Source organism: Lysinibacillus capsici, assembly GCF_020217405.1.
In the GTDB taxonomy this organism is placed as follows: Bacteria; Bacillota; Bacilli; order Bacillales_A; family Planococcaceae; genus Lysinibacillus; species Lysinibacillus capsici.
The window spans coordinates 2468047-2485146 of the sequence record NZ_CP084108.1 but is presented as its reverse complement, the minus strand read 5'-3'; the positions used below and the strand labels follow the sequence as shown (position 1 = coordinate 2485146).

The 17100-nt window shown below is 34.9% G+C and carries 16 protein-coding genes and 1 pseudogene; 5 read left to right on the top strand and 12 right to left on the bottom strand.

Annotated elements, in window-relative coordinates; genetic code table 11:
* Nucleotides 1–36 precede the first annotated feature (36 nt).
* The 4 genes from LCP48_RS12210 to LCP48_RS12190 all read left to right on the top strand — a co-directional run bounded on the left by LCP48_RS12210 (nt 37) and on the right by LCP48_RS12190 (nt 5151).
* On the top strand, nt 37–1389 hold the full coding sequence (locus LCP48_RS12210; protein WP_039884869.1) for an NAD(P)-binding domain-containing protein: 1353 nt from the start codon (nt 37–39) through the stop codon (nt 1387–1389).
* A gap of 57 nt (nt 1390–1446) precedes the next feature.
* Complete coding sequence (locus LCP48_RS12205) at nt 1447–1935, top strand: GNAT family N-acetyltransferase (protein ID WP_225340228.1); 489 nt, start codon at nt 1447–1449, stop codon at nt 1933–1935.
* A gap of 772 nt (nt 1936–2707) precedes the next feature.
* Nucleotides 2708–3190, top strand: a complete 483-nt coding sequence (locus tag LCP48_RS12195; RefSeq protein WP_004230355.1) for a hypothetical protein — start codon at nt 2708–2710, stop codon at nt 3188–3190.
* Nucleotides 3191–4269: 1079 nt separating this feature from the next.
* Nucleotides 4270–5151, top strand: a complete 882-nt coding sequence (locus LCP48_RS12190) for an alpha/beta fold hydrolase (RefSeq protein ID WP_039884867.1) — start codon at nt 4270–4272, stop codon at nt 5149–5151.
* A gap of 45 nt (nt 5152–5196) precedes the next feature.
* On the opposite strand, the pseudogene LCP48_RS23505 reads toward LCP48_RS12190, so the two are convergent.
* The 11 genes and pseudogenes from LCP48_RS23505 to LCP48_RS12135 all read right to left on the bottom strand — a co-directional run.
* Nucleotides 5197–5295: pseudogene (locus LCP48_RS23505) on the bottom strand (hypothetical protein); the annotation flags it as partial.
* A 515-nt stretch (nt 5296–5810) separates the two neighbouring features.
* Nucleotides 5811–6002, bottom strand: coding sequence for a site-specific integrase (locus tag LCP48_RS12180; RefSeq protein WP_004230351.1), 192 nt, complete (start codon nt 6000–6002; stop codon nt 5811–5813).
* A 567-nt stretch (nt 6003–6569) separates the two neighbouring features.
* On the bottom strand, nt 6570–7526 hold the full coding sequence (locus tag LCP48_RS12175) for an acetyl-CoA carboxylase carboxyltransferase subunit alpha (RefSeq protein WP_004230350.1): 957 nt from the start codon (nt 7524–7526) through the stop codon (nt 6570–6572).
* On the bottom strand, nt 7519–8367 hold the full coding sequence (gene accD, locus LCP48_RS12170) for an acetyl-CoA carboxylase, carboxyltransferase subunit beta (protein ID WP_004230349.1): 849 nt from the start codon (nt 8365–8367) through the stop codon (nt 7519–7521). Before accD ends, LCP48_RS12175 begins: the two co-directional genes overlap by 8 nt.
* Nucleotides 8368–8834: 467 nt before the next feature.
* Nucleotides 8835–9023, bottom strand: coding sequence for a GntR family transcriptional regulator (locus tag LCP48_RS12165; protein WP_009371371.1), 189 nt, complete (start codon nt 9021–9023; stop codon nt 8835–8837).
* Nucleotides 9024–9742: 719 nt separating this feature from the next.
* Nucleotides 9743–11623, bottom strand: coding sequence for an alpha/beta fold hydrolase (locus tag LCP48_RS12160; protein ID WP_004230346.1), 1881 nt, complete (start codon nt 11621–11623; stop codon nt 9743–9745).
* A 57-nt stretch (nt 11624–11680) separates the two neighbouring features.
* On the bottom strand, nt 11681–12247 hold the full coding sequence (locus tag LCP48_RS12155; protein WP_004230345.1) for a TetR/AcrR family transcriptional regulator: 567 nt from the start codon (nt 12245–12247) through the stop codon (nt 11681–11683).
* Nucleotides 12248–12579: 332 nt separating this feature from the next.
* Nucleotides 12580–13524 (bottom strand): serine hydrolase domain-containing protein, encoded by a 945-nt coding sequence (locus LCP48_RS12150; protein ID WP_225340227.1) that lies wholly within the window; start codon nt 13522–13524, stop codon nt 12580–12582.
* Between the two features lie 201 nt (nt 13525–13725).
* Nucleotides 13726–14487: a glycosyltransferase gene (locus LCP48_RS12145; RefSeq protein ID WP_004229896.1), complete on the bottom strand. Its 762-nt coding sequence runs from the start codon at nt 14485–14487 to the stop codon at nt 13726–13728.
* A gap of 14 nt (nt 14488–14501) precedes the next feature.
* Complete coding sequence (locus LCP48_RS12140; RefSeq protein ID WP_004229904.1) at nt 14502–15056, bottom strand: GNAT family N-acetyltransferase; 555 nt, start codon at nt 15054–15056, stop codon at nt 14502–14504.
* A gap of 47 nt (nt 15057–15103) precedes the next feature.
* Entirely contained in the window at nt 15104–15598 is a 495-nt protein-coding gene (locus LCP48_RS12135; RefSeq protein ID WP_004229906.1) for a DinB family protein, read from the bottom strand.
* Between the two features lie 192 nt (nt 15599–15790).
* Between LCP48_RS12135 and LCP48_RS12130 the strand changes: the two genes are divergently transcribed.
* Nucleotides 15791–16177, top strand: coding sequence for a hypothetical protein (locus LCP48_RS12130; protein WP_004229908.1), 387 nt, complete (start codon nt 15791–15793; stop codon nt 16175–16177).
* Between the two features lie 110 nt (nt 16178–16287).
* Here LCP48_RS12130 and LCP48_RS12125 read toward each other — a convergent pair whose 3' ends face one another.
* Nucleotides 16288–16884, bottom strand: a complete 597-nt coding sequence (locus LCP48_RS12125) for a hypothetical protein (protein ID WP_225340226.1) — start codon at nt 16882–16884, stop codon at nt 16288–16290.
* Nucleotides 16885–17100 lie beyond the last annotated feature (216 nt).

Genomic DNA, 17100 nt, shown 5'->3' with positions numbered 1-17100 from the left:
ATGCTTATATAAAGAAAAAAAGAGGAGAAGTTAATGATGAAAACACTAAAAGTAATCAACCAAAATGGATCTTGTTGTACTACTAAGGATATTGAAGTACAGGAGAGTGTTAATAACCCCAATAAGAATTTACCGATTGTCATAATTGGTGCAGGTCCTATCGGCTTAGCTGCTGCTGCTCATTTAGTAGAGCAAAACCAGTCATTTATTTTACTTGAATCTGGTAATGAAATAGCACACAATATCCGTACCTGGGGGCATGTCACATTATTTTCTCCATGGCGTTATAACATCAATAAAGCTGCTAAATCATTATTAGAGGGGTCTGATTGGGTAGAACCTAGCTTAGAAACAATACCTACAGGGCATGAGTTAATTGATCTTTATTTAAAACCCTTGGCAGAATTAAAACAAATAAAACCAAGTATCCGATTGAACGCAAAAGTAGTAGGTATTTCACGACAATTAAATGATAAAATGAAATCAAAAAATCGATTCAATCAGTCCTTTAATATTTATGTTGAAAAAGAGGATGACATCGATATTATTGAGGCAAAAGCAGTTATTGATGCAACAGGAACATGGGGAAATCCAAACCCAGCAAATTCTACAGGTGTATGGCTGCAAAATGAAAAAGCATTAGCAGATCACATTGAGTATGGTATTCCAGATATAAATACGAATCCTAAGAGATATGCAAATAAGAAGGTTGCTGTCATTGGTAGTGGTCATTCAGCGATCAATACCTTATTAGCTTTGGCTGAATTACAAAAAGATAATCCTACAACAAAGCTTGTGTGGATTATGCGTAAAAAATCTGTAGAGGAGGCCTATGGCGGGGAGGAAAAAGATGCGTTGGCAGCACGTGGCGCACTGGGTATTCGCATCCATGAGTTAGTAGTTACAGGTAAGGTTGAAGTAATAACTCCTTTCTATATCTCACAGGTGAAGAAAAAAGAGAACATCCATATTGTTGGTACTATAAACGGAGAACAAAAAGTATTAACAGGATTTGAAGAGCTTATTGTCAATGCGGGAAATCGACCAGACCTATCAATTAACAGCGAATTACGCCTTTCGATTGACTCAGCAACAGAAAGTGTGCAAGCATTAGCGCCACTAATTGATCCAAATGTTCATAGTTGTGGCACAGTAAGGGCGCATGGTGAAGAAATACTACGTCAACCTGAAAAGGACTTCTATATTGTCGGAGCTAAAAGTTATGGACGTGCACCCACATTTTTAATGGCAACAGGCTATGAACAGGTTCGTTCCATAACAGCTTATTTATCAGGAGATGAAGAAGCTTCCAAACGTGTGGAATTGGAGTTACCTGAAACAGGTGTATGCGGTATAAATCTTTCTGATCCATCAAATTCATGTTGTTAAAAATTTGACTGTTAGCGCAAGCTAGCAGTCCTTTTAAAATACTAAGGGGGAAATGGGATGGACACACTAATTATTCGTAAAATGGAAAAGAAGGATTTAAAAGAGGTATTAAAGATTTATAAAGAGGGAATCGAAACAGGGATGGCAACCTTTGAAACAATTGTGCCAAGTAAACAGGTATGGGATGAAAGACATCATGCGGCCTTGCGCTTTGTTGCAGAAGAACACAATAGAGTAGTTGGTTGGATTAGTATTTCCCCTGTCTCTACACGCGCTGTTTATTCTGGAGTGGGAGAAGTTATTGTTTATCTATCAAGTGATCATAAAGGCAAGGGTATTGCTTCAAAGCTATTTAAAATACTAATTGAAGAAAGTGAAAAGGTAGGTTTTTGGACACTCCAATCATCCATCTTTGCCATCAATACATCAAGTATTCAATTACATAAAAAGATGGGCTTTCGAATTGTTGGTACAAGAGAAAAAATTGCTCAGTTAGATGGGATATGGCATGATACAGTTTTAATGGAAAGAAGATTAAACATATAGTACGCGCTCCCTGTTATGCTCACGAAATTCTATACTAGGAAGTTTTTCGATATAATTTTAAAAAGATTTATAGTCACCATTTTTACAGTGGCTTCAATTATGCATTGGATTGGTAAACCTAATTTCTCATAATCAACTTGTCTTACACGTTCCGTTACTGATGGGTAGGACAGATGTACCCTTCTTTCAAGCTCGCTCATTTATAAACGGCTGTTATTATGGAGTTCATCTAGAATTTTTTATCAATATCATCTTTTTTCATTTTTAAAGTTTATCTTCCAAAAATCATCAATTTTAAAAAGGATGGATGAATTTAATGATTTAGTTATCTTGTTTTTATAATTAATAACAAGGGGGAAGTTACATTCCAAGAATTGTGGAATCTAATTTCAGAAAAACCTTTTCAACGACTATGGGAGCATAATAAAGATGGTAATAGTTGAAATTATTTGAAATGGTCTAAAACTTCACTTAAATCATGACATGACAGGATGGAACTATAATTCTAGTGGTGCACCAACATTTGGAGGTATCCAAACAGCGATAAACGATAATAATCCTGTTGGAGCAGTATGGTTATTACTTAGTGGAGAAAACTACCATTGGAGACTAATACATGGTTATGACACTGAAGGCGAAATTAGGTAGGTTATAAAGATCCAAACGGTGGACAATATAATACATCTACTAATTATGTAAGTTGGACAAGTATATCTGATAAAATCAATACAGTTTACATGAGTAGATAATTTAAAGATTGTGAGGGGGAAAAGTGAATAAATTATCACTGTTTTTTTATTCTTTAAACATTATTGTAACTTCTATCGCCTTTTACTTGATTAATTTTTTAACTGAACCAGTTTTGATAGGTAGTTCAGAGAATAATATTAGTAATGGTAATCCAGGACTCTTTCCTTTAGTATTTTTAATCCCGTTCTTGATAGTTTCGATTATTGGTACATTTAAAATGGCATATTCTTTTGCTAAAAGAACTTTCAAGACAATGCAATATAAAATAATAATTATATTTTCATTCCTTCTTTCGAGTATTATATATTTCTTTACTTTTAAAGAAGCAAGAGAATTTAGATTATTAGTCTTTGAAAATAATGATTCAGTTACTAAAATAACTCAAATTCCATTACTTAACACATATTCAAATAATATCTTCTTTAATGGATGGACATTACTTGCGTTACTATTGACCACTGTTTTTATAGCTTATTGTTTCGTATTAGTTAAGCAAAGAGATTAATTTTTAAACAAGATGAATAAATGAAGCGTTGATCCAAATGGATTAACGCTTTTTATGTGTGCCCGACATGTACAACAACTCGATGGTAAAAGTCCATACAGGCTTGGCAGTAGGACCTGTTAGCAAAAGACAGGGGTGTCCATGGCGACGTGGAATCTGGAGGTAATCAGACGCAAACTCTCAAACTGTTGAACAGAAATCAGATAGAAGGCTGGCTTAGGATGGATAAGCTTGCATAACAAAGCGAAGTCTAATACTGTTCGAATCCCATACAGTAAATTTGGCGGTTATATGAGAGGAAAGTGGCTGTGCTTACCCGGGGAGGTCTCTTGAGGGTTATTTTAATTAACAATTTGACTAGTGATAGTCAGATGAGCCAAGTCAACTATGGTGAAGGACAGAACAAACTCAAATCTTGAAAGAAACAAGGAGGAGGTGGAGACATCCCGCCGAAGCACAGAAAACATCGGGATATAGACCGAATAGACCGAATAGATGGCTACTTATAGAGGGATAAGCTGGAAGCAAAGCAGCATATAAGAGTTTGGAGGGATGTAAACATGGAAATGAAGAAACAAGATGGTATCGAACTAATTGACAAAATCATAGCTGATAAAAATCTATGGGGAGCCCAACAACTGTTGTAGAGTGTGAACCAATATCATGAACGAAGGGTCTGTAGATTCTTGTTCATATACAAGTCTGGACATTTCTTATTCGTATATTAAGAATCATTTCAAATGCAAAAGAAGTCCGTATTATGATTGTCTCAGAAAATGCAAAAGAAGTTTTAAGGACTGAACCGTTTATAGTGTATAATGTTGAAAAAACTCCCATGTGATATTCAACAATTGAGTGTGATACTGTAAGAAGAAATAGCGCTCGTTCTCATTAAAGATCCAGATTCAATATAATGATCGTGCAATTCTTTTCTCATCTAAAAAGGCAGGGTTATGCATTTTTTTGTAGAACTAAATGTACAAGAAGTTAATAAAAGAATAAAACGATATTAGATCCTATATATGTATCAATATTCTAAGTTTTTTTTAAAAAAAGGGGTGTAAGTTGTGCAGACTTCAATGGGGGAAACGGAGCTTTATCAGGAAAGAGTTATCGATCATTTCATTGACGATATTGGAAGAAAAATGGAATATTCAATTATCGGAAAAGGTACACCAATACTTGTGTTTCATGGTGGCCATTCTAATTGTAAAGAAGAGTTTGGCTACGCTGAATTATTGCAACAAGGTTATTCAATAATAACTCCTTCTAGAGCTGGATATGGTAATACAGATCCACTTCTCGGGAAAGATCTTCAAACAGCCTGCCATGCTTATTTAACTATACTCAATCATTTGAATATCGAAAAGGTACATGTAATTGCCATTTCTGCTGGAGGACCAAGTGGAATCTTTTTTGCTTCTAATTATCCAGAACGTGTAAGAAGTCTTACTCTACAATCGGCCGTAACGAAACAATGGCTTGCATCTAAAGATATGGAATATAAAGCAGCCAAAATTTTATTTCGTCCTACTATAGAAAAATATACTTGGAGAATAATTAGTCACTTAAGTAACCGATTTTCCGAATTTATGTTTAAACAAATGGTCCCTTCTTTTAGTAAACTGCCTTATATTGAAGTAGTCGCTCAAATTACTGATGTTGATATTGAGATGTTTCGTAAAATGAACAATAGACAACGCTCTGGATATGGTTTTATGATTGACTTATCACAAACTGGAACAATTTCTGTAGCTGATTTACGCTCAATTAAGTGTCCTACATTAATTTTACATAGTATAAATGATAGTGCTGCACCTGTTGAACATGCATATCATGCACAACATAACATCACAAATTCGAAACTTTGTATTCTTCAAAATTGGGGTCATTTAATTTGGCTCGGGCATGATTCGGAAAGAATGTATGATGAATTAATAAAATTTTTGGTTACCTATTAACAACTTCATATGTATTTAAAATAATTACGGTTAATTTCTTTCTATCTAAATGTAGAGCAATAAAAAAATACGAAAAGAATCGATGGCTTTCTTTTTCTGTTCAAACTTAACATGGGTATAGACTTGAGTTGATGTAATACTTTCATGACCAAGAAGTTCTTGAAGTGTTCGTAAGTCAACGTTTTCTTAATTTTGTCCACATCAGTGTCGCAAATGTGCCGCAATGATGCAGCGTGAAGCGGGTAGGTGGGAGCGCTGACTTTAGACGCTTTATAAAGGTGCCAGAAGGGAGATTAAGTGTGGATGGAGGGGTAATATCCCCTCTTTTTTTCTTTTTTTATCAATTCGAACCGTTTCATCGATCAAATAAACTTGTTGCCATGTCAATGAAACAAGTTCAGAACGACTTAGACCAGTTTTTAATAACTTAAACAATTAGCTCATTTCTGCATCGAAAAGTGTGATTGGGCGCGCTCTAAATAGTCAAATAGCTGCTTAAATCCGTTAATGTCAAATAGACAGGAAGTTTTTCAGCGGTCTTTGGCGATTCAATCCCTCGCGTAAAATCTTAGAAAGGTATTGTTTAAGCAATATTGGGTAAACGATTTTAAGGATGAAATTTTACGTTTGACCGAACGAGATTTTTGTTCTAGTGATTATCATAAATACTGGATAAAGCGACGTACTTGGGTCTTGGTAATCTCATTTAAACTGGTTGAACAGCCATGATCCTTTAAAAAGCTTAAGAAGAGCTGTAAATCGTATTCATAACTCGTAACCGTATTAACTGAGTAATTTTTTTCAATCTCGATATACAAAACAAATTCATCAATGGCAGCATGTAGTTGCAAGTATAAAACCTCCAGAAATCGTATTAAACAATAATTATTATCTGTACAAAATTATCCCATTATCGTAAAAAAGGAGAGTGAACTTGAAAATTATAAGTCGAAAAGTACAGATACTATGGGGTGTTGGCGGATTCCAGCCCTCCTCCACGCCAAATAATTTTAGTTTACATAATATAAATTATAGGAAGTTATGTTTCATTGAAAAGTATACTAATAATAGTGAGACAAAATGGATGTACATAGACATCAAAATCTAAACTTTACTTAATTGTCAAATAAGTTTAGATTTTGATGTCTTCCTTTTTTATTCCTCATAGACACTCAAATGTTTTAACTATAAAAATAAAAATAACCCATGAAAACATGATTGATAAAAAACGATTATTTTAATATCGAATTATTATAATTAACTTTTGTATATTTTAGTCTTTAATTCACGATTTTCTAAATAGAATCGATATTAGCTCATGTTGGTTTGGAATAAAGTTTGATTAAAAGTTTGTTGCAAACGTTGATTTTTTATCTCTTTACGAACAAATTTACATGTCCAAAAACCTAAAAATAAATTTAAGCTTCTGTATATTGTCCAATCTTTCTAAATTTCTCATAGCGATCGTCAATTAATTGTTCGCCATTTAAAGAATTCAATGCTTTTAGTGTGACGCTTATACACTTTTTTATATTAAATGCTTGCTTCGCAACATTGCGGTGTGCTCCACCCGTTATTTCAGGGATTATTCCATCAATAACGTCAAGCTCTTTTAAGTCAGGTGCTGTTATCCGCATTGCTTCTGCAGCTTGCTTCCCTAGGCTACCATCTCGCCATAAGATCGATGCAGCCCCTTCAGGCGAGATAACCGAATACGTTGAGTTCTCTAACATAAAGACTCGATTAGCTACGCCTAATGCAATTGCACCGCCACTTCCGCCTTCCCCAATAACAATACTAATAACTGGTACTGTTAGAATCGCCATTTCAGAGAGAGTTCTAGCAATGGCTTCACTTTGGCCGCGTTCCTCGGCTGCCTTACCTGGATAGGCTCCTTTTGTATCAATAAAACAAATAATTGGGCGCTTAAATTTCTCAGCCTGCTTCATTAAGCGTAATGCTTTACGATATCCTTCAGGGTGTGGCATACCAAAATTTCGTCGAATATTTTCTTTCGTTGATTTTCCGCGCTGATGTCCAACAATTGTTACGGGCTGACCTTCAAAGAGAGCAATTCCTCCAAGAATAGCTGCATCATCGCCAAATTTACGATCTCCATGTAACTCAATAAAGTTTTCACACATCGCTTCTATATATTGTAAAGTTGTTGGTCGTTCTGGATGTCTAGCAATCTGTACACGATCCCAGGGCTTCATATTGGCATAAATAGATTGTTCTAGCTGTGTTAGACGTGTTTCAAGCTTTTCGATTTCGCCTGTCATGTCAACATCTGCCTTTGTAGCAATCGTTTTTAATTCATCAATTTTTTCTCTTAATTGTACTACTGGTTCTTCAAAAGCTAAATTTTTAGACATGTTGCACACCGCCTTTTGTATGCATTTTTACAAGCATTGCTACTTGGTTTCGTAAATCTTTCCGATGGAAAATTGCATCAAGCTGACCATGCGCTAGTAAAAACTCTGACTTTTGGAAATCATTTGGTAATTTTTCTCTTAATGTTTCTTCGATTACACGGCGACCAGCAAAGCCAATCAATGCTTGCGGTTCTGCAATATTAATATCTCCAACAGAAGCAAAGCTTGCTGAAACGCCACCGTATGTAGGGTGCGTCATGATCGAAATAAATAATAGTCCTTCTTCACTATGACGTTTTAATGCCACACTCGTTTTTACCATTTGCATTAATGATAGAATACCTTCTTGCATGCGCGCTCCACCACTAGCAGTAAAGATAATAACTGGTACACGTAATTCAATAGCTTTTTCAACGGCACGTGTGATTTTTTCTCCTACAACGGAGCCCATTGAGCCCATACGGAAATGAGAATCCATAATGGCTACAACAATTTCTTCTCCATCAAGAGTACCTACCCCAGTCAGTACAGCTTCGCTTAATCCTGTTTGTTGTTTAGCCACTGAAATTTTTTCTACATAATCAGGGAAATTGAGTGGATTACTTGTTTGTAAATGATCGTCCATTGAAACAAATGAACCTTCATCTAAGAAATAAGCTACGCGCTCCTGTGCAGTCATTTTGAAATGATGGTCGCAATTTGTACACACTTTATGATTTTTTTCTAATTCCTTTGTTAACTGAATGTGACGGCACTCTGGACATTTTGTCATAAGTCCTTTTGGAAATCCCTTTTCCTGTCCGTCCTCTTTCTTTTTACTAAATAGGTTACGTATTGCCATGTTTGACTCCCCCTATGTTGTCTAAATGAATTGTTCAGCATTCATCCACTGTTCGTAATCTTTTAATACTTCTTTTTCATAGCCAAGTTGCATCGATTTCAACATCGTTTGAATAATTAATTTTGCTACTTTTGTTGAGTTTCGATTTAAACTGTCACCCTCATAAACTGCTAACTGAAACCAGACCTTTAGTGAAAGACGATTTCCTGACGTAATGATTATTTCTCGTAAAACATCCCGACAATTAATCGTACTTTCTATCTCTAGCTTTACAAAAACACTGTCCTACACTGGTAGTGCTCGCATAGTATCTGTACAACTTATAATGCGAATGGCTTCCTTTTCATGAATTTGTCGCGTTAATTCGACATCCTTTTTTGATTTTTCATCTTCTAATATAAACAACCATTTCTACGAGCTGATGCTTTTGTGTTGAAGCTAGGAATGTACCTCCTCCATGTCTCTTGTCAATAAGACCTAACAATTCTAAACTTCGCAATGCCTCTCTCAGAGGATCGCCCGACACCTAGACGTTCTGAAAGGACTCTTTCGGAGGGTAACTTTTCACCAGCCTGTATTTTTTCTATTTTAATAAGTTGTCGTAATTGTTGGACGATATCTAAAAACACTTTCTTTTGTTCGGTTTTTTTATCCATACGATCAACTCCTCGGTCAATCTATTCGCCTTGGCATAATGATCGCTGTCGCTTTCCTTTCGCGCAGATAAACAATGCATCCAAAGGCTTTATCTTCATTCAATAGGTGTTTGGATACCTACTATAAAAGAAACAAAATCCACCACCTTCAGATGATGGCGTCTCTTACTGAATGAATTCAAAAGTGGTCTGGCCACTTTTGAATTTGGCTTTATCTTACAAAATAATTACTTGAAAGTAAAGAAAAAAATGCATAAAAATTTATGCAGTTCCTAAAATTCCCTTCAATTTCATATTCATTTCGTCGTTTGTGCATATTTTATTTTCACTTGAGGTCTACCAAAGCGCTTTTCAAGCGTTCACTCAATGTAAAGCAATTCATCTTCTAGTAACAGCTCTTGAACTAGATGAAAAACTTTGGATCTAGGTAAGATTTTAAGCATATCTTTGATATAAATTTCCAACGCAGTAACACCAACTCTTTCAACTTACTTGAAAAATTTAATTAACAGCATAATTTTGATTACATTTGAGTTTACCTATAACTTCAACTACTTATAATAAACAACATGGAAGTTCATTATAATTTCTTCTGAAGAACAATACTAAATAACCAGTCGTCAAATAAATTTCGACAACTGGTTAGGTGTATACTTTTTCGGCTGTAATATATCAGTAATTTTCACTGCTACCTGTAGAAAGGACACTAAATAGTAGTTTTACCGAAGCAAGATCTCAGCTTCTTTTGCAAATTCATTACTGTTTTTTATGACCAAATTAGCCGTTTCACTCGGATGGTTAAGAGGAAAATGATGACCATATGGAACAAAATCAACCTTACCCAGATGCTTAGGAGCAGAGTAGCCTCTATCAGAATCCCCCCAAATAATGTGAAGATTATACTTTGTTACTTCATTGAAATCACCTTGAACGTTTTTCGATAGTAAACTGTTAAGCTGAACGGTAGTGTTTAAAATTCTAGGAGAAGTAAAACTTTTACTTATTTTTTGAATATAATGTTCAGGGATGCTCTCCATATTTTCAAATAAACCATTACTTAATAAATAACGCTCTATCAAATTAGTAGTTGCGAATTTCAATGTCCATTTGTTTATAAATTGAGGAACATTTATTGATTTAGCATTTTTTTTGGCAACAGGTGGCTGAAGTAAAGTAATTGTATACTTCTTATCTATGTACTTTTGTACTAATGCTTCCAAAAGAATATACGCACCAAATGAATGACCAATTAGATGGGCACCGTTAGTAGCTTTCTCCAATAACTTTTTTACTACATTCAAATAGATATTTAAAAGATTTTTCTCTCGTTTAAAAGGAGAACGTCCCAAACCAGGAAGATCCATGATCCATACAGGACGGCCTGTTTTTTCATGAAGCTCTTTTCCTAAAGGAAATAAATCCTCTCCATCACTCAATAAACCATGTAATAATATAAACGGTTTCCCCTCTCCTTGTAATTGGTAAAGGGTATTGTTATCGCATAATGTTCGCTCAAATAAATGATGATGCTTTCCATTTTGATACATCAATCGATAATCCAGATCAGCTACTACGGCAGGGAAAAAGTTCATGACACTCCTCTTCTTAAACCAATCTCCCCCCCTCATGTTTTTCACCGAACCATTTGAAAATGTTCGTTTTGTGATAAAATTCAGTCCATCAGAAGGAATGTTTGTTATTTTACTTACTCCACTTTTCATTATTGTTTTCATAAGCGGCATTGGAACAGAGATTTTTGGTGCCCTCATATTCATACTTTCCGACATAACACTTAGTAATTCAGCAATGTTCGGATCGTTCTCTTTGTCATCAACAAGTGTATATGTTTGAATAGCCGGCTGCTCCAATTTGAAAACCTGCACAATAAACTTCGCAAACTCATCGTTTGAAATCAGTGGCAACCTATATCCCTTACCTCCAGGAATCACTGGCATGAGCCCTCTTCGCATACTTGTCACAAGCAAACCTAATCCTGCTATCTGCTCTGTACTCCCTGTTTTACTACTCCCAACCACAGTTGGCGGATTAATGACAGACAGCGGATAACCTACTGCTGATGCCTGTTGACGGATATAAAGATCAGCTAAAAATTTTGTTTTCTCATATGGATTTTTTATTTTTAAAAATTTGTTTCCTTCTTTAAATACATCTATCGCAACCTTGCTATTATTAGCATCAAATGGACTCATATAACCTACAACATGAATAAATTGCTGCAAGCCCTTCAATTGATGAATACTTTTAGCGAATTCACTAATATGTTTGGCGCCATTCAAAAATACAGAAGTTGCCTCTTTGTTTGTCGCTTGAATATCCATGGAGCCTCCTGCGTGAATCATCACATCCGTTTTCAATACCAACTCCTTATCTTCAGCACTTAGACCTAAGTCTATTTTCGTTAAATCACCTTCAATAAAGTGCATATTTTCCTCTTTTAAGATGCCTCTTTCCTGAAAAATGTGTGTTGCTTTACTTTTCGACCTCACTAAAAGAAGAATGTTCACATCCTCTTTGACTAATTCATTCACTAATTGCTTTCCAATAAAACCTGTTCCACCCGTTAAAAATACTGTTCTCATAAAAATCCTCCTAGTAGTACTGTGTAGTACTAATTTGATGTAAAAAAAATGCTTCTTTTATCGAAGCAAGTTAAACAAATGATCTGCTGTTTTCATGATTACAGTTGCATCCTCCAGTGTTTCTGAAATAAATAGCGCTCCTTCAAGATTTGTAATAAAAAGAGATGCAACCTCGTCAATATTTATTGTCTTTCTAAATTCACCATTCTCTACCCCTTGTTTAAGGAATAGAGAAACTTTCGTTTGTAAGCCTTTAAAAAAAAGACCTATTTTTTCTTTTACTTTTGTGGCATTTGTAGGACTTTGAATATAAAGCGTAATAAATGGACAGCTCCCCTTATATTCTCTGGTCTGAACTCCTTGTGATATTTGCTTTAAAAACAATTTGATACGATCTTCAACTAATAATTGGTTTTGAGATAGTAAGTCCTCTATTGCAGATTGATACATTTCAATCCAATAATCAACGACCCCTTCCAACAATTCTTCCTTATTAGAGAAGTGATAATACACATTAGACTTTGAAACTTTGCTTACACGAACTAATTCATCCATGCTTGTATAAGCAAACCCTTTTTCTAAAAATAATGTTGCAGCTACTTCAATTACACGTTTTTGATTCATTAATTTTACCTTTGTCATAATTAGTACTATACAGTACTACAATGGGTGTTGCAAGTATTTTTGTTAGTTTAAAAAAATTTTGATCAAAAAAGCGATGATTTAATTGATTTTACTGCTAAAAATGTCATTTTGAACAAAGTTGAACGGATCCCAAAACTGTTTTGGATGGCTTGTAATTTTTCACTTGTATTATTTTTGTAGTCAATAAAGGAGATGCTTTTATGCCCTTTAAAGATGATTTGCAAAATTGATTCATTAATACCCTTCATTCAATATAAAAACGCCATTTTGATTGATGCTGATCAAAATGGCGTTTTTATTATCCCTAGCTGTTATTCAAACAATGGCATCATATGTTTTCGAATCAATTCAACACGATCCTTGGCACGTGGCATAAAGCGCGAAGCAATCGAAATGACCATCTTCTTTTGAGGATTTATGAAAATTACATTTCCACCATCCCCCAAAGCTGCATAGCAATCATCAAGTATCCACCACAAATAACCATAGGTCAGCTTTCCTGATCGACTTTGTACTTTAGTGCTGTCCTCTATCCATTGAGAAGAAAGAATTTGGCGACCGTTCCATACACCCCCATTTAAATAGAGCTGACCTATTTTGGCCATATCCCGGGTTGTTAACGTAAGTCCCCAACCAGCGGTATTTACTTCCTTAGGATCTACTATCCAGCCAGTGACATATTTATCCTTCAGAAAAGCGAAATAGTCTTCTTTATTTTGTATAGTTGTATTTGTGGGAGCTTTGATTGCAAGAGGTTTAAACAAGTTTTCTGTAGCGAAATCAAGAACAGATTGACCAGTGGCAGTTGTAAGAACACCTGATAAAATATGTGTGCCAACGGTAGAATAGTTAAACACCCCAATACTACCTTTGCCCCCTAGCAAATCCAATGCAGCTTTTACCCAGTCATCACTTGAATATACTTTCGTATAAGGCTCTGACTTGTATTTATAGGGTGCAGTCATTGACAACAAATTTGCGATGGTGATGTTTTGAATGGTTTTTTCGCCACGTTTCACTGTATAATTTGGAAAAAAATCTAACACATGCTGTTCTATATTTTTCATATATCCTTTATCAATTGCCATTCCAATAAGAATGGAGATGATACTTTTAGTGACAGATGCTATATGCAAAGCATCATCTGGGGTGTACCCATCAAAATATTTTTCGTAAATTAAATGATTATCTTTTCTAATAGCGATGCCTGCTATATTGGAATACTCTTTTTCTATTAAATCTTCAAAGTTATTCATCATTCTGATTGTTAGGGTTTGACACATTGACGTCAGCTATATCAATCCCCATCCTTTCGCTAAAATGAATCATCAATATTGATGTAATAAAGAATAATTTATTATAAAAAATTATTCAATTCTTTTCTTTAATATAGCTAGAATGATTGCATCATAACAAAAAAACGTTAATCATTGTAAGATTAACGTTACGGTTTCTTTTTATCGATCTTCATTTTCATAATATGCTTCATTCGCATGTTTCTGATCTGTACCTTTAAGGTATGCTAGGATCATTTTAGGACGTTTAAGTAAAACCCAGTCTCCATGCTTATCAAATTTTCTGCTTGAAGTGATCATTCCATTTTGAATTGTTCCGTATTTTTTTCCGTTCTTTTTTCCCCAATCTTTTAATCGTTTAGCAAAATCGGCATCTTCTGCCATGAGCATATTTTCATTAAATCCATTAATTGCTTGAAAATCTTTTTTGTAGCACCAAAAGATGCCTACAGAAATTGCACCATATTTTAAAAATAGTGGTCCGATTAATAACAAAGCTGAAACAAAAATTCCTAAGGACATTCTTTCAAACTTTCCTGTAACGCCCCCGCCAATGTACTTACCTGTGCTTAAGTTCTCCACTGCCTTCGATAACACATGTTCGTTCATCTGTGTATCGGCATCAATTGTGACGATGATTTCCCCTCTTGCTATATCAACGCCAGCGTTCCTAATCTTCGAAAGGTTCTTATCGCTATTTTTTAGTAGGATACAATTATACGATTTGGCAATTTCCTCTGTTCGATCTGTACAGCGATTTAAAACAACAATAATCTCTACTTGATTTTCAAAGGATTTGGAAGCCTTTAAAATAGATTCTAAGCATTTTCCAATGTATTTTTCTTCATTATGGGCTGGTATGACTATTGAAATTTTTATATCCTCTTTCTTTTGCACTTCTAAAGAGTTCTCCATGTCGTACATACAGCTCCTCCCTTTTAAATGTCTTCTGCATTTATAAAATAAACCAGCTGATCAGTCCACTTGTTGTCCTCGTATATGAATCCTTTCCTCGTGCATTCATAAAGCATCCCAACATTTTCTGCTAATTTTATAGATGCCGTATTGTCGAGGTTTATATGAGCTTCTATTCGATGATAATTTAATTTTTCAAATGCTAGATCAATCGCTGCCTTTACAGCCTCTTTACCATAACCTTTTCTCCAAAAATGGTTATGAATGGTATACCCGAACCTAGCCCATTGAAATTCTTCCCTCATAATTGTGGAAAAGTCTACAAACCCAATATGCGTATTATCTGTTTTTCTAAATACGCCAAATACATACACCTTATCATCCTCAGCCATCTGATGATGCTTAGTAACTAAATCACGAAACCATTCTTTCGTACAGATGCTCATATCTAATTTACCTTCATCGTATTTATGCTGGGAAGGTAAACGATTTTCATATTGCGTAAGCCAAGAAGAGTAATCTCCCTCTTCCATTAATCGAATAATTAATCGTTCTGTTTTCTTCATTATCTTAGTCAATCAAACACCTCATACCTTTCTAAATAGTGATTCATGGAAGTAGTTTACTAGGCTTCTTCGTCTGCAGAGGGGCCGTAGATGCCTGGTACTGGAATATCGAGAAGTCGCAAGTATACCCCAAGTTGCGCCCGATGATGGACCATGTGGCTTAATCCGAAGGTGCGGAACGCAATTGCTCGAGGCTCTTGGCGAATAATATGGTCACCATGACGTAGTGTCCATTCCTCTCCGAGCGTTTTCTCATCACATTCAGTAAGCATCATTTCCAGTTTTCTTACGTTTGTATCGAACTCATCCAGAATGTCAGCTCGCTTTTCTAATGCCTCTCGTCGCAACGGAACGGTGGAAAGATCAAAGTCTAAGTACTTTAAAATAGCCATTTGCCAGTTTAGCAGATTGATTAGGTGCGTGGCCAGACCTCCTAGTGTCATTGATTTCTCATGTGGTCTCCATGTCATATACTCGTCGGGCAAGCGTTCCAGCATGCGACGAGTAGAAGCCAATTCCTGTGTTGTATCCCCAACAATCAATTGTTTAACCATAAAATCCCTCTCCTCCCTTTTAATCAGCATACTATAAATTCCATTCAAGGGGAAAGCTCTCAGATAAGTTTTTATGCTATGGTTAAACCTTTTTTAGACTGTTAGAATATGTAAATACTTCGAGGGTTTTGCAGTTTGAAGAAATGTTCATAAGGGAATATACTAGATTGAACAAAAAGAGGTGAAGACAAGGTGAAAATAAAAACAATTTTGTTGTTCATGATTTGTTCCTTAGCGTTAGTTGCTTGTAACGATCAGAAAGAAACAGCAAAGGTGATAGAAATTCAAGAATTAATTAATTTCGATGAAGTGCAGCCCGATACTTTACAACAAATCTCCGATGCGAAAGATATTCAAATTATAGAAAAAACATTTAAAAAAGCTAGAGAATTCGGTGAGGTCGATAACGAAATTGCTCCGCAGTATAAGATCAAACTAAACGATGATGAATACTACCTATGGATAGACAATACAGTCACGGGGACAATAGCAAACGTAAACAGTAGAAATATGTTCTACAATATCCTAGCTACCGATGAATTTAAAGAGGCCATTAATTATCGAGAGCAAAATAAATGATTTTAAATAATAGTAGCAACGATCTGTAAGAAACATAGATTGTTGCTATTTTTTTAGGGTATGTTTCATATTATCTAGCTTCATGTTGCTGGGAATGTTCTCTCACTTTTTCAACGGATATAGAGCCCCTCCGTATTAGCAACCTTTTCTAATAACTCAAGATTATGTTGGTTGTAAATTAAAAAGGCTAAGCCATTCCCACTAAATACAATATTCTCCTCAGGTAAAATAAAATGTAAAGGGAGATGGTCCGAAACAGCTAATTTTATTAGTGAAATTAACATTGTGTATTCATCAATGTTTAATAAAATGCCTTCTGTACGATCTTTAGGTATAATTTTATTCCATTCATTCTTGTAGACTTTATAATACATTTGATCCTTATCTAAAGGATCTGGTAAATAATAAAATGCATAAAATTCAGATGATTTTAACCACATCAATTCAAAAAATCTCTCGAATTTTTCTAGACTTTTTTGATACGTATGATAATCCTGCGTTTTTTGTTGGAAATCGACCATCTCTAATTTATCGAAGAATACTTCAACTTGACTATATTTTTCATTACTTTGTATCTGATAAGGGTAAATATCAAGTATTTTAGCACTTTCATAATTGTACAATTGTTCTAATAATTTTTCTAATTTTTTTCTGTCTTTATTGGTTGCTTCCTTGCAAATACAATCGATTATCTTTTCTAATGACATCCCTTTTGACTCCTTTAATTCCTTCTTCAGCACGGTAAAAGAAAAATGTAACGATCTTAGTATACCATCTTTCTTTTGTTGCACCATGCCAGCGTTTTACAAGCTATGCAGCTTTTCCTTCTTCCTGATACCAGCCCTCCCCATCTGTCATTTATAAAACTTGTCCAACTTTATGGTAGTGCTTTTTTACTTAGTTTAAATAGATGGAATATTTAG